Source organism: Nostoc sp. (assembly GCF_036917555.1).
Taxonomy (GTDB): Bacteria; Cyanobacteriota; Cyanobacteriia; order Cyanobacteriales; family Nostocaceae; genus Nostoc.
The window spans coordinates 13,147-26,596 of sequence record NZ_JBALDD010000083.1 but is presented as its reverse complement, the minus strand read 5'-3'; the positions used below and the strand labels follow the sequence as shown (position 1 = coordinate 26,596).

Genomic DNA, 13,450 nt, shown 5'->3' with positions numbered 1-13,450 from the left:
TGCTCCGCCTCCAGTCAAAATCAATAATTTACTCTATTTTTCTCGTTTTCAAGTACTTTGAGAACTTGGAGATATAAATTTTCTACTCTTTTTGTCTGAACTTCACCAAATGATGCATAGTGAGTTAAGCTAGGAGCGCCATTTACTTCAATAATTGTATAATCTCCCATTGGTGACGTTATATCATTAGCAAGAATATCTACACCTGATAATCTCAATTCCATATCTTTTGTAATATTTACTGCTAATTTTTTAAAATCAGGATGGATATTGTCGGTGAAATCTATTGCCTCACCTCCAGTTGATAAATTTGCATTGTCTAAAAGATAGACTATATTATTCTTAGGTATAACATTAGTAAAATTTAGCTTCCGTCTTCGCAAGTTTTTTTTTATTCTGTAATCTTCAAAATCTATAATTTCTTTTCTACCATTTTTGATAAAATTTTCCTGCTTCTGTTGCATAAGTTGCAAAACAGTAGATTGACCATCTCCGATAATAAATAAGGGAATTCTTTGATATGCCGAAATGACTTGATCATCAAGTACTACAATTCTATAATCATTGCCATTATAGAATCGCTCAACAATAAATCCTGAGATTTTTCGCAATATTTTCTTAGCTACTTGATAATATTCTTGCTTATTGTGAACCTTGTTAACAAACATTCCTTGACTAAGATTAATCGGCTTGACAATTACAGGAAATCCCAACTCCTGAGCATAATAAAATCCTGCATCTATATTTCTAGTATTATCTATTTCTTCGCATAATTCGTCACGAAAAAATGTTTTTCCTTCAGTAACCTTATAGCCAAATTTATTCATAAAAAAGTTTGAAACTGCTTTATCTTTAGCTATTGCTACTGAGCCAAAAGAATTAATACTAAACCTGGTACTACAAAAAAAGGTTTTATTGCCGTTTTTAAATATAATTAATCCCATAAAAGTGCATTCTGGATCTACTAAAACTACTGCTCCTATTTCCTCTGCTATTTTTTGGATGATTGATGTTATAAATGGTATTTTCATTATCGATAACTATAATTTTGTCGAAAAGATTTTAACTATTTTGTGACGATTAGTCAAGAATTTTAAATTTAAACAATTGCACTATATGTTGTCCCTAAAGCTTTAGTCAAAAGCTGAAGAAAAATTCATTTTTGAATATTTCAATAAACTCTGAAAATTTAATTATTCTCAACTAACTATAAAAAATGCAAATGCTTGCAATGTAGCTTTACTAATCACACTATAGAAAAATTAAGAGTGTATCCATGCTAATTAATTCTACGGACGTTATTATTCATTTTTTCTTCAGCTTCTAATAGTATGTTTTCAGACATTAATGTTTGTTTTACCACTGATGCGGACTTTACTTATGTGTATGCATACAAATTATGCAAACCCAATAATTGCTAAACTTTTTGCTTGAACATTCTTGTGTCCTGGAAACAATTGCAAGTTAAGGCTTTGAGATTCATTGTCACCTGAAAATTCCAACTTAATTGGTCTAAAATATAGCGCTCAGTGTTGACAATTTATAAATAATCGAATAACAAGGTGGCAGCAGCATTAAAAAAAGCGTTAGTGCATTCCTACCTAGAAACTAATTAACGCCCTTCATTAAACTTCATACGGTTAACATCATTATGCCAGAAAATACGGATAACAAAACTTCCCAATCAGACAATCAGACTATTGCGTATAAAGAACGCCTCAATTCTTGGGCGATCGCTCGTCTACTTCCTAATACGCAACGGGAGATTGTTGCTCGCTTCCGCAGCCGTTCTGATGCCGATGGCTATATGCGGCACCTTCCTCAAGAAATACCAAATGCTTCCTACATGGTTGTTTTTGATTGTCAACGCCAAGAAGCTGTAATTTAAAGTACAAGCGAATGGCATTAACCCTTGTTTTTAATCCAATACGCTTGAGTTAAGGGTTATTGGTCTTGAAAGACGCGATAAATCGCGTCTCTACAATCTGGGTTTTGGGCTGATCTGGACTGTATTGGTTTTTAATCTCCATTACCCTTTTCTTGCGATCACGGATGTAGCCTACTTAAAATTTGCGGGAATCACTATATTTAATTTGCTCTCCAGCGAGAGGCTTAGATCCCCAACTTCCTTCAAGAAGTCGGGGATCTTTTGGTTTGTAGTACCTTCTACCATCTCAATTAACCAGACAAGTTGCTCAAAGCAACTTGTTAAAGGTAAGCAAACTTCCGCCACGGTGTATTAGTACAGATGCAGTTCTCATACTAATTCTCGGTGAAGCTGCACATATTTTGATCCCTCCCAACCTCCCTCGCAGGCGGTAGGGTTCTTTCTATGTGTCTTCATAAATAATTGGTATCAAAAGAAGTGTAGTTATAATCAAAAATGATTAAGTTTTTTTGACAATATATAAACATATTAATATATTAACTAAAAATAAATTCCGTAATTGCCCCCTTCCTACTGATATTTTAGATTACTTAAAAGTAAAATTTAGTGCAATAGGCCCTGAAAGTGCTAGAGAGTTAATAAGTGATAAAACAGCACCGATATAACTGGTTCAATGTGATATTTTTCCGTCAACGAGAATTACTCGCCCTGTTGCTAGGGATTTTATTCTCAATCTCTGTATTCATACTCTGGCAGAGACTTTTAATCCAAAATCCGGGATTATTAACACAACTAGAATTGATCGCAGGGTTATTATTTGTTGTCACGCTGACATTATCAATCTATTTTGCCTTGGCAATGAATGCAAGAAACCAACAAATAATAGTAATCAATCAGGAGTTAACTCACAGGATTTTTGAACAGAAACAGGTAGAAATTGCCCTGATCGGCAGTAAAAATCGTTTGCGACAGCTATTAGAAACTGTCAAAGTCATCCCTTGGGAATTAGACTTGAAAACTTGGCGATTTATTTACGTAGGGCCGCAAGCGGTAGACTTGCTAAATTATCCGATCGCAGAGTGGTACGAGGAAAATTTTTGGGTTAATCATCTGCATCCAGATGACAAAGAAAATTCTGTTCGTATTTGTCAAGAAGCAACTGCTAGGTGCGAGAATCATGAATTGGAATACCGGATGTTAGCTGCTGATGGGCGAGTTGTTTGGCTGCGAGACATTGTTAGTGTCGTTGAGGAAGCCGGAACTGCGATCGGGCTGAGGGGGTTTATGTTTGACATTACTGATTTGAAACTGGTTGAAGAAACCTTGAGACTTAGGGAGAGGGCACTTGCCGCTATCAGTAATGGAATTATGATTGTTGATGCCAAACTTGCCTACAATCCCATTATTTACGTCAACTCTGCTTTTGAGCAAATAACAGGCTACAGTACTACTGATGTAATTGGGCAAAACTGTCGATTTTTGCAACGCACAGATACCCAGCAACCAGCACTTAATGAATTGCGCTCATCTATTCAAACTGGAACAAGTTGCAAAGTTGTTCTCCGCAACTATCGCAAAGATGGTACTTTGTTTTGGAATGAATTGAGTATTTCTCCTATTCATGACGACAATGGTGAGTTAAGCCACTTCATTAGCATTCAGAGAGATATTAGCGATATTTACGACGAGCTTTGCTTACGCAAGCAAGCCGAAGCTAGTCTGCGTCGGCAAGCCCTCACCTTTGAAAACATGCATGATGGCGTAATTATTACAGATTTAACTGGAAGTATTATTGACTGGAATCCTGCTGCCGAAAGTATGTTTGGCTATACCAAAGCCGAGATTTTGGCTAAACATCCGAGTACTTTGCATCAGCCGGAAGTAGCCGCAACATTAAGCGCCAACATTTTGTCAATAGTTAATCAGCAAGGACGCTGGTCAGGGGAAATACACTTTATTCGCAAAGATGGCAGTGAGGGAATTTGCGAAACAACCGTAGTCGCTTTACAGGATGAACAGGGGGAAACTGTTGCGACTGTCGGCATCAATCACGACATTACCGAAAATAAACGAGCGAAAGAGGCACTGCAACGGCAATTACATCGCACTCTACTACTTGAACAAATTACTCAGGAAATTCGTCAAAGTCTTGACACCAGCAAAATCTTTAAGACGGCTGCTACCCAAATCGGAAAAGCATTTGGAGCCGATCGCTGTTTGATCCACTCTTACATTAGTAACCCCACACCGCAAATTCCTTTAGTAGCAGAATATAATATGCTCCCCGGTTACTGCTCCATGTTGAAATTGGAAGTTCCCATGACTAACAATCCCCATGCCGAGCAGATGATGACCCAAGAAAGTGCGATCGCTTCTCCAAATGTCTACGTTGAGCCTTTACTGCAAATGACTGAACCTATCTGCCGAAAAATTGGGCTGAAATCTATGCTGTCAATCCGCACTTCCTATCAAGGAGAACCCAATGGTGCGATCGGCTTACATCAGTGCAGCTATTTTCGCCAATGGACACAAGACGAAATCGAATTACTAGAAGCTGTGGCGGCTCAACTAGGTATTGCTCTAGCACAAGCTCACTTACTGGAACAAGAAACGCGCCAACGTGAAGAACTTACCTTGAAAAACTTTGCCTTAGAGCAGACAAAACGTCAAGCAGAAGCCGCAAATCGGGCAAAAAGTGAGTTTTTGGCGATGATGAGCCATGAAATTCGGACTCCAATGAATGCTGTTATTGCCATGACAGGTCTACTGCTGGATACTGACCTCACACCTCAACAGCAAGACTTTGTGGAAATAGTTCACAGTAGTGGAAATACTTTACTCACCATCATCAACGATATTCTAGATTTCTCCAAAATTGAGTCGGGCAAACTGGAATTAGAAGAACAGTTTTTTGATTTGAGAGCTTGTGTGGAGGAAGCTATTTCCTTTTTAGCTCCGAAAGCTGCCCAAAAGGATATCGAACTAGTTTATCTGATCCAGCCCCAAGTTCCCATTCAGATCGTCGGTGATTTGACTCGTCTGCGCCAAGTCTTGATGAATCTTCTCAACAATGCTATCAAGTTTACCGAAACCGGAGAAGTAGTACTCTGTGTTGAACTGGGGACTTTTGAGTTGAATAAAAAAACTTCTTCCCAATCCCCGATACCTGTTGAAAAAGAGCAACTTCTCTACGAAATTCAATTTGCGATCAAAGATACAGGTATTGGCATCGCACCAGAGAAAATAGAGCGATTATTTCAACCTTTCACTCAGGCTGATGTCTCCATGACTCGACGATATGGTGGCACAGGGCTGGGATTGGCGATTAGTAAGCGGCTCAGTAAGATGATGGGCGGCACTCTTTGGGTAGAAAGCCAGGGGTTGGTTGGTGGCAATCCTAGCCCTAGATGGGATAATGGAAAATTATTATCGAAGAAGGCAGAAGGAATGCCCGACGCTCTCTATGAGACGCTGCACGTAGCTTGCTTCTCCGAAGGAGTAGGTGGACTCCCTAACACTGCGCTATCAGTTTCCTGGTATGACCAGAGTAAGCAAGGGTTAAAGATCCCCACTGAACTCTTGTTCAATGACTCCAAATCATCCGAGGTTGAATCCCCAACTGAAAAGTTCCTCCTGCCTCCTGCCTCCTGCCTCCTGCCTCCTTCAACATCTCCTGACTCTTCACCAGGTTCAACATTTTACTTCACCATTATTACCAAAGTGGCTGCTCAATCAGAACAAGCTGAATTAAGCACTTCGCCGCTGCTTGCGTCCAAGCGACTATTGATTGTGGATGATAATCTAACCAATCGCCAAATTCTCAGCTTGCAAGCTGAGTCTTGGAAGATGGAAACTTATGCTGCCAAATCTGGCAAAGAAGCTTTAGTTAAACTTGCTCAGGGAACGCAGTTTGATATTGCTATTTTAGATATGCAGATGCCAGAAATGGATGGCATAACCCTAGCTCGTCAAATCCGCAAGCAATCTAATTGTCAAAATCTACCTTTGGTGATTATGACTTCTTTAGCGAAAGTAGAAACTTCTTCTGACTTTAATGATGTCCAGTTTGCTGCTTCTTTGAGTAAACCCATCAAACACTCTCAACTCTACGATGTTATTACTTGTGTTTTGGGAAATCAGCCGATTCTAGCCAGTATTTCTCATTTCCCCTTGGTAGATCGGCATTTGGGACATCGACTGCCACTGCGGATTCTTTTGGCAGAGGACACGGTTGTTAATCAGAAAGTTGCCCTACTGATGCTACAGAAAATAGGTTATGGCGCAGATGTCGTCAGCAATGGGCTAGAAGCGATCGCAGCTCTGCAAAAACAGCGATTTGACGTAGTGTTGATGGATGTTCACATGCCCAAAATGGACGGGTTAGAAGCAACTCGGAGAATCTGTCAAGAATGGGGGGTAGGTTTTCGTCCCTATATCATCGCCATAACTGCCAATGCCATGCGGGGCGATCGCCAAGTTTGTCTTGCCGCTGGTATGAATGACTACATTAGCAAACCTATTCAACTGCAAGAGTTAGCTCAGGCACTGAGCAAATGTCCACCCCAAAAAAATTCTGAATTCACTTCCATCGAACAACAAGGGGAAGTGATGCGCCTAGAATTGCAACCTTCGTCAAATATCTTACAATCAGGGGAAAACCAGATATTAAAAATCACCAAAATTGATGCCAAAATCCTCCAATCCTTGCAAAATATGCTCAGAGGAGATCATGTGGCATTTGCTGAACTAATTGAGTGTTATCTTACAGAGACAGCCAGATTAATACAACATATCAGCACAGCGATCGCAACTCAGGATATCCAGACTATATGGAAGACAGCACACAAACTAAAGTCCAGCAGTGCTTCTATTGGAGCGATCACCCTAGCTCACCTTTGCAAGGTGTTAGAAGTACAGGCACGCAGCAGTAACTTAGAAAACAATTTAGAATTACTTTCACTATTGTATCAGGAATATGAACAAGTTAAAACTGCCTTAGAAAAAGAACTTGTGAGGGAAGCACCATGAAAGCCACTGCTCAAGAAAGCCAATCTTTAGTTTTAATTGTTGATGATGAACCTTTTATTCGCCTGATACTGCGGCATTTCTTAGAGCAAGAAGGTTATCAAATAGCGGAAGCTCAAAATGGCATAGAGGCAATAAATGTTTTTAACCAATTGCACCCTGATATAGTACTCCTTGATGCCATAATGCCGGATATGGATGGATTCGAGTGTTGCACTCAGTTGGAGCTTCTGGATTGTAACAAGCACACTCCAGTTTTAATGATTACAGGACTTGAAGATCAAGAGTCAGTTGACCGTGCATTTGCAGTGGGAGCAATGGATTTTGTTACCAAACCAATTCACTGGCCAGTTTTGCGACAACGGCTAAAACGCTTGATTCAGCAATCTCAGTTGCAGCAAAAACTGGAAGCTGTGAATCTGGAATTGCAGCGATTAGTTACTATCGATGGATTAACTCAAGTAGCTAATCGCCGACGGTTTGAAGAGTATTTTTACCAAGAGTGGCAGCGCTTAAAACGCGAGCAACGTCCGCTTTCTCTGATTCTTTGCGATGTTGATTTCTTCAAATTATATAATGATACCTATGGTCATCGGGTAGGCGATCGCTGTCTTCAGAAAATTGCTCAAGCTATCAAAGATATGATTAAACGTCCCGGAGATTTAGTTGCCCGTTATGGTGGGGAAGAATTTGCTGTGATTTTACCTAACACAGACACCGAGGGGGCGACTCATGTTGCCGACGAAATTTGTCATGCTGTCCGAACACTAGCAATTCCTCATCAAAATTCCCAAGTTAGTTCTCATGTAACTATTAGTGTTGGGTTTACGACAGAAATCCCTCAGCCAGATTCTGACTTAGAAGAAATGATTGCCGCAGCGGATCGGGCGTTGTATAAAGCAAAAGCAGCAGGACGCGATCGCTTTGTGCAAAATATTCTACTACCCGAAAGTACAAATTCCCGCTAATGTGCCAACATTCAGTTATCTGCCCATTCCCCATTCCCCATACTTCGACTCCTTTCGGCTTCGCTCAAGGCAAGTCGCTCAGTACAAGTTCCCCATTTAAAAATCTACACCTCGTTTAAGTTCTACACCTTGATTAGCATAGTGTTTGTGGCAATAAACCTCTGAGTGGACGCTAGCCAAGTCGAAGTACGCAGGTGGATTTTGGCAACGACCAGTGATAATAATTTCGGTATCGCGGGGTTTGCGGAGTAAAGCTTGGACAATGGGTTCAACGGGGAGTAGTTCTAAGTCAACGGTGGGATTGAGTTCATCGAGAATAATAGTTTTATACAGCCCAGAGGCGATCGCAACTTTTGCAATTTCCCAACCACGTTCGGCTTCTACATAATCTAATTCTTGTCGAGAATTTCGCCAGACGATCGCATCTCCACCGCAACGCTGATGATCCACCACTTCTGGATATGACTGCTGCAAAGCGGCGATCGCTGCGTCTTCTGTGTAGCCGCTACCACCTTTAAGCCACTGCATAATCAATACACGGGTAGACCCTGGATGATTAATTCCCCTACCAATGGCCTGCAAGGCTTTGCCTAAAGCACTAGTAGACTTGCCTTTACCAGCACCAGTATAAATTTCAATCCCTTCAAGAAAAAGGGCTTTGGCTGTTGGGTGGTGATGAGGTTTCATTTCTGAGTGCAAATCTGCAATATCGAGCAACTTTTGGGGTGCGGCGCGTCCGGTAGCAATGATTTCCAACTCTTGGGGTTTGGATTTTAATGTCTTTACCACTTCATCCACTGGTAGCAAACCTAAATCCAAAACAGGGTTAATTTCATCCAAGACGACAACTGAATATAAACCACTAGCGATCGCACCTTTAGCGACATCCCAACCGCGCATCGCTTCATCTCGGTCAAAGGTGGTAATTTCCTCACTTCCAAAAAATTCCGCTCTCCCGGTGCGAACCTGGTCAATTAAATGGGGAAACCCGCGCTGTAAAGCTGCGATCGCGCCATCTTCGTCATAATCACGTTCTGGCCCTTTTAAAAATCGCAGCAGTAAAACACGATTAGAATTGCTAGGCGTATTTATTCCCAAGCCAATGGAGCGCAAAACCACCCCCAAAGCCGCTTGAGATTTACCTTTACCCAGACCATCGTAGATGTGAATTTGACCAATAAGCCGTTCTTGACGCACTTGCGCCGTCCGAATCCCAATACCGTTCCTTGTCATCTCTCGAAAAGCTATAACTATGGCAGTCTTTAATCTTACCTAACCTCTTGTACTCTCAGATAGAGAAACTACCCCTCTAACACCTCTGTACAAAGGTCAGTTCGATCTATTAACAATATCAATAGAGGAATAGTGGCACACCCGCATAGTAAAGGACAAGAACAATGGGATAATTTCCCCCATCACCCTTACTATCCCAGTTATACTCACTACAGTTAACCCTTACCCTTAACCATTTATGCCTGACAATTGGATGCTTCCCAGGATTTTTCCCATTGGTGGATTTCTGTTTGACTTTTTATTTGTACTGATTGCTATCCCCATCGAAGCTTATGTTTTGCATTCTCGACTAAAATTTGACAAAAAAACCAGTACTTTTTATGCAATTTCTATTAATCTGTTTTCGAGTGTAATTGGTTGGTTAATATTTTTTGGATCAGAACCAATATTGCCAATACAGGTTAAATCAGAATTAATTAACTATATGCTTTTTAATAATTTTAAATCAGCAAATACACAGACTTTAATTATTTTAACGGCTTGTATAATTTTTTTTGTTACGTTTTTGATGAAGTTTTTCATTTTAAGGGTTTTATTATTCTCATTAAATGAATCATTTGCGAAGAAAGAAGAGGATACGAAAACATCTCAGCGGCTACAACGGCGTCGTTTTACCACCCTTAATTTCCAAAATACTAGTTTAGTTACTACTATACTAATAGCAAATTCTCTGAGTTATAGTGCAATAACCATTATTTTATTATTTCGTTCAAAATAGCAAGAAATTACTTGTTTAATTTAGAGGGTAATTATTGATTAATCAGGTGTATGGAGGAATATGAATACGCTACTAAAAGATGTCTTTGGGGTTTTTAAATTTGCTGAAGGACTTTATGCAGGAATTAGAAAAATATTAATTCCACCCAAAGCTTATTCTTGGCAGACATTTATTTATTTAAGTATTTTTTCTTGGGTACTTTCATATTGTGCCACAGGTTATATCAAAGATATAATTGCCTTTTTCGGTTGGTTATTTTTAATTGCTGGTACAGCTTGGTATACAACTGAAGATCCTTTGAGGGTTCCTGGGACTTTTATGCCAGTCGGGGCAGTAATAACTGGATTTTTAGTGAGTGTTTTTGCATTTGGAGATCAACAAGATGTAATTACACCCAGAACAATCGTTTTTTGGCCGACAATTTCAGCACTAATTACAGCAATACCAGAGTTTATTGAAGGAAATGATACTGATGCAAAAGCTCGAATTCCTAAGCCAGAAGACCGCCAAAGAATCATAATTTTAGTTGCTAGTAGTATGCTACTAAGTTGTTGGATTCAGTTTCACTTTGTGATGGATAATTGGTTACGGCAATATCCCAGTTTGCAGGCAGACACTTTTAAACATAGTACTTTTGTTCCCAGAACAGAAGAACAAGTAAAAATTCCTCAAAACGGTGTTGTAATTCTAGAAAAACTTCAACCAATGGTAGTAGAACAAATAGCCCAAAGACCTTGGTCAGAAGTAGAGAAATGGTTGCTAGATGCGAAACAACGGGTAGGAAATCTGGGTAGGGGAGTAATTCAAAAAAACCTGAGTAAATATGAAGAGAAGGAACTATGGCGCGTTGAACCGCGTGTAGCTAATACTAAGTCTGGATATATATTAGATTTATTAAGTATTTGGATAGGCCCAAGTTCTAACCCACGAGGCTATTACTTAAAAAAATCTTGTCGCATTGAACCAGTTGCAGCAGCCAATAATTCAGAGAATAAGATTACAGTTGCAGAAATTGAATGCGATCGCACCAGTAAATTAATTTCTGGTTCACCACCTCCGCAACAGTGAAGAGTAGGGTAGAGAGGACAAGGAAGAATTCTTGAATAAGTCTCTCCCTTGCTGTCTCCTCCCAATGACAAATGACAAATGACAAATGACAAATGACTATTAATAGAATTTTTGTATTGGCAAAGAATGTGTTTCAGGAAGTGGTACGCGATCGCATCCTATATATTATTGGTTTTTATGCGCTAATACTCGCCACTGCCTTCCGCGTCCTTCCTGAATTTGCAGCTACGGCTGAAGATAAAATGTTTTTAGACTTTGGGATGGCAGCGATGAATACCATCGGGTTAATTATTACGATATTTATTGGTACGGGACTAATTAATAAAGAAATTGAAAAACGCACTGTTTTAGTATTAATTGCTAAACCTGTTAGTCGCAGTGAAATTATCGTTGGCAAATACTTGGGTTTATCCGCAGTTCTAGCTGTGCTTGTCGCCACAATGACAGCAATTTATCTGATATTTCTGCAAATTGGTAATATTCCTCATTCTACAGCCAGCATTCTAATTGCTGCAATTTTCTTATTTTTGCAGTTGTCATTAATTACTGCTGTGGCTATTACCTTTGGTGTTTTTACTGCTTCTCTGCTAGCGACTGTTTTAACCTTTGCGGTATATTTAATCGGAAATATTACTCAAGATTTAGTACAACTTGGTCGTCTTAGCCGTAACCCTGGTATGGAACGTCTAACTCAAGCTTTGTTTCTTTTCTTGCCAGATTTATCTCGATTAGATTTGAAAAATGATGCCGTTTATGGTTTGCAAGCACTACCTGACACCACTGCACTGATTATGAATGCTGGTTATGGCTTACTTTATAGTGCCATGTTGTTAGCGATCGCTATTTTTATCTTTTCACAACGCGAATTTTAGGCATTGAATGTTGAGGCAAGCAGGGGAGAAATAATTACTAGTTAATAACTTTTTTTCCTCGCCTGCTTATTCGAACTCTATTGCCTACACATCTATAAAAGTTGAGTGGCTTGGCTAGATACTTTTTGTGCAATAGTTTTCAAGCGAGTCGCTCTACTTTTACGGATACGTTCACTTTTGCGAACTCCACCAGCCATCTCATATTCACGGCTATCTTTGCCGTATTTAAAACCAATTCTCATTAGCATTTTTTCTGATAAATTACCCAAGGTTTGTTCTAACTCTTCAATTTCTACTTTGGAAGAGTCAATCGTGCTGAGAGCAGTATTATGAGCTTCTAACTTGCTGCGTAATTACTCAATTATTTCTGTGAGTATTTTTAAATTACAAGTCTCTCCAAGATCCAGATTGGCATCAATTGCTTTGAGTCCAGCAAATCTTAACTCATCATTTTCTAGAACGCGGGATGTACGTTTTCTTAAAGACATAAATTTAGTTATTTGTAACATTTATACAGTTACCATGTCCTATTAACTCGCTTTGTGCATTTTTAATTCAGAATTGAGTTTTAGGAAAAGCGAAAAGGTTAAAGGTTTTGTCTTCCCCTTTTCCCCAAAACCGGAGAAGTATTGGGTTTCAAGTTTACTTAGCGCGATGTGCGACTTATTCTTAAAACCCCATTTCCATTCCTCTCCCCGAAGCAGGGAGAGGCTTTAAGTCTTGCTCCCCAACGCTAGTAGGGAAGGGGCTGGGGGTTAGGTTTGAGAGAAAGTTGCACACTGCGTTACTTATTCTGATTTCTGAATATACTGCATCTCGTTTCCATGCTGTGCATGGGAACGAAATCACAAGATTATCTCACTTTGGCAGAGCTACTTTTAGCTAATAAATAACTATCTGAGGTTGCTCAATTGTGCCATCAGGCATAATAGTATCTCGCAACTTCGCATAAATAAAATTTGTCTTCCAAAGGTTTGCCTTACTCAAGTTTGCTTTAGTTAAATTTGCCCATGTCAAGTCTGCACTAGTTAAGTTAGCCTCAGTCAAATTCGCTTCTAGTAATTTTGCTCCACATAGCTTTGCTCCTGTGAGATTTGCAAAACTTAAGTTAGCTTCAATCAGTGATGCTTCAATTAATTTGGCTTCACTTAAGTCTGCTTCTCTCAAATCCACATCACATAAAGAAGCACCCCAAAGATTACTACCTATGAATTTCACTCGCCATAAGAATGTTCCACACAAATTTGCTCTTGTTAAATCAGCATTAGTCAAATTGGCTTCACATAAAGATGCTTCATACAAATTAGCTTCACGTAAGCTAGCTTGCATCAAATTTGCGCCACTTAAATTAGCACGAGTCAGAACACAACCAGACAAATTTGCATCACGCAAATCTGCTCCAATTAAATTAATACCACTTAAATCGATTCCTTTCAGGTCGATTCCTCTCAAGTCACATCCACTGAAATCCCGACGCTGAAAATATTTATTTGTGATTTGACTTAAAATAAATTCCTGCTGTTGAGCATAATTTTTCATGGTATTCACCTCTGGGTGTAATTGATCTCAAAGGTTGAGTGTGGTAGTTACCGTATATTGAGAGTACACCGCAAACGGA

Annotated in this window: 9 protein-coding genes and 1 pseudogene; 6 read left to right on the top strand and 4 right to left on the bottom strand. The window is 39.5% G+C overall.

Annotation, left to right across the window (positions count from 1 at the left end):
• Positions 1 to 20 precede the first annotated feature (20 nt).
• Entirely contained in the window at positions 21 to 1,031 is a 1,011-nt protein-coding gene (locus tag V7K60_RS32050) for a cyanophycin synthetase (protein ID WP_334931837.1), read from the bottom strand.
• A gap of 620 nt (positions 1,032 to 1,651) precedes the next feature.
• Between V7K60_RS32050 and V7K60_RS32045 the strand changes: the two genes are divergently transcribed.
• The 3 genes from V7K60_RS32045 to V7K60_RS32035 all read left to right on the top strand — a co-directional run bounded on the left by V7K60_RS32045 (position 1,652) and on the right by V7K60_RS32035 (position 7,881).
• A complete protein-coding gene (locus tag V7K60_RS32045; RefSeq protein WP_094351436.1) occupies positions 1,652 to 1,888 on the top strand; it encodes a hypothetical protein in 237 nt (78 codons plus the stop codon).
• Positions 1,889 to 2,530: 642 nt separating this feature from the next.
• Positions 2,531 to 6,916 carry a PAS domain-containing hybrid sensor histidine kinase/response regulator gene (locus tag V7K60_RS32040; protein ID WP_334931835.1) on the top strand — a complete coding sequence of 1,462 codons (4,386 nt, stop codon included), beginning with the start codon at positions 2,531 to 2,533 and terminating at the stop codon, positions 6,914 to 6,916.
• Positions 6,913 to 7,881, top strand: coding sequence for a PleD family two-component system response regulator (locus tag V7K60_RS32035; RefSeq protein ID WP_334931834.1), 969 nt, complete (start codon positions 6,913 to 6,915; stop codon positions 7,879 to 7,881). Before V7K60_RS32040 ends, V7K60_RS32035 begins: the two co-directional genes overlap by 4 nt.
• 96 nt (positions 7,882 to 7,977) lie before the next feature.
• On the opposite strand, the gene V7K60_RS32030 is transcribed toward V7K60_RS32035, so the two are convergent.
• Complete coding sequence (locus tag V7K60_RS32030) at positions 7,978 to 9,114, bottom strand: cob(I)yrinic acid a,c-diamide adenosyltransferase (protein ID WP_334931832.1); 1,137 nt, start codon at positions 9,112 to 9,114, stop codon at positions 7,978 to 7,980.
• Positions 9,115 to 9,352: 238 nt separating this feature from the next.
• Here V7K60_RS32030 and fraC point away from each other — a divergent pair, with 238 nt between their 5' ends.
• The 3 genes from fraC to V7K60_RS32015 all read left to right on the top strand — a co-directional run bounded on the left by fraC (position 9,353) and on the right by V7K60_RS32015 (position 11,832).
• Positions 9,353 to 9,892: a filament integrity protein FraC gene (gene fraC, locus V7K60_RS32025; protein WP_334931830.1), complete on the top strand. Its 540-nt coding sequence runs from the start codon at positions 9,353 to 9,355 to the stop codon at positions 9,890 to 9,892.
• 60 nt (positions 9,893 to 9,952) lie between these two features.
• Positions 9,953 to 10,960 (top strand): septal junction protein FraD, encoded by a 1,008-nt coding sequence (gene fraD / locus V7K60_RS32020; protein ID WP_334931828.1) that lies wholly within the window; start codon positions 9,953 to 9,955, stop codon positions 10,958 to 10,960.
• A 92-nt stretch (positions 10,961 to 11,052) separates the two neighbouring features.
• Complete coding sequence (locus V7K60_RS32015; RefSeq protein ID WP_334931826.1) at positions 11,053 to 11,832, top strand: ABC transporter permease; 780 nt, start codon at positions 11,053 to 11,055, stop codon at positions 11,830 to 11,832.
• A gap of 92 nt (positions 11,833 to 11,924) precedes the next feature.
• On the opposite strand, the pseudogene V7K60_RS32010 reads toward V7K60_RS32015, so the two are convergent.
• Both V7K60_RS32010 and V7K60_RS32005 read right to left on the bottom strand, forming a co-directional pair.
• A pseudogene (locus V7K60_RS32010) lies at positions 11,925 to 12,320 on the bottom strand (hypothetical protein).
• Between the two features lie 394 nt (positions 12,321 to 12,714).
• A complete protein-coding gene (locus V7K60_RS32005) occupies positions 12,715 to 13,371 on the bottom strand; it encodes a pentapeptide repeat-containing protein (RefSeq protein WP_334931824.1) in 657 nt (218 codons plus the stop codon).
• Positions 13,372 to 13,450: the final 79 nt, after the last annotated feature.

Coding starts and splice junctions, on each gene's coding strand:
- V7K60_RS32050 (WP_334931837.1), bottom strand. CDS start 1,031: ATGAAAATACCATTTATAACATCAATCATCCAAAAAATAGCAGAGGAA.
- fraD (WP_334931828.1), top strand. CDS start 9,953: ATGAATACGCTACTAAAAGATGTCTTTGGGGTTTTTAAATTTGCTGAA.
- V7K60_RS32035 (WP_334931834.1), top strand. CDS start 6,913: ATGAAAGCCACTGCTCAAGAAAGCCAATCTTTAGTTTTAATTGTTGAT.
- V7K60_RS32030 (WP_334931832.1), bottom strand. CDS start 9,114: ATGACAAGGAACGGTATTGGGATTCGGACGGCGCAAGTGCGTCAAGAA.
- V7K60_RS32015 (WP_334931826.1), top strand. CDS start 11,053: ATGACTATTAATAGAATTTTTGTATTGGCAAAGAATGTGTTTCAGGAA.
- V7K60_RS32005 (WP_334931824.1), bottom strand. CDS start 13,371: ATGAAAAATTATGCTCAACAGCAGGAATTTATTTTAAGTCAAATCACA.
- fraC (WP_334931830.1), top strand. CDS start 9,353: ATGCCTGACAATTGGATGCTTCCCAGGATTTTTCCCATTGGTGGATTT.
- V7K60_RS32045 (WP_094351436.1), top strand. CDS start 1,652: ATGCCAGAAAATACGGATAACAAAACTTCCCAATCAGACAATCAGACT.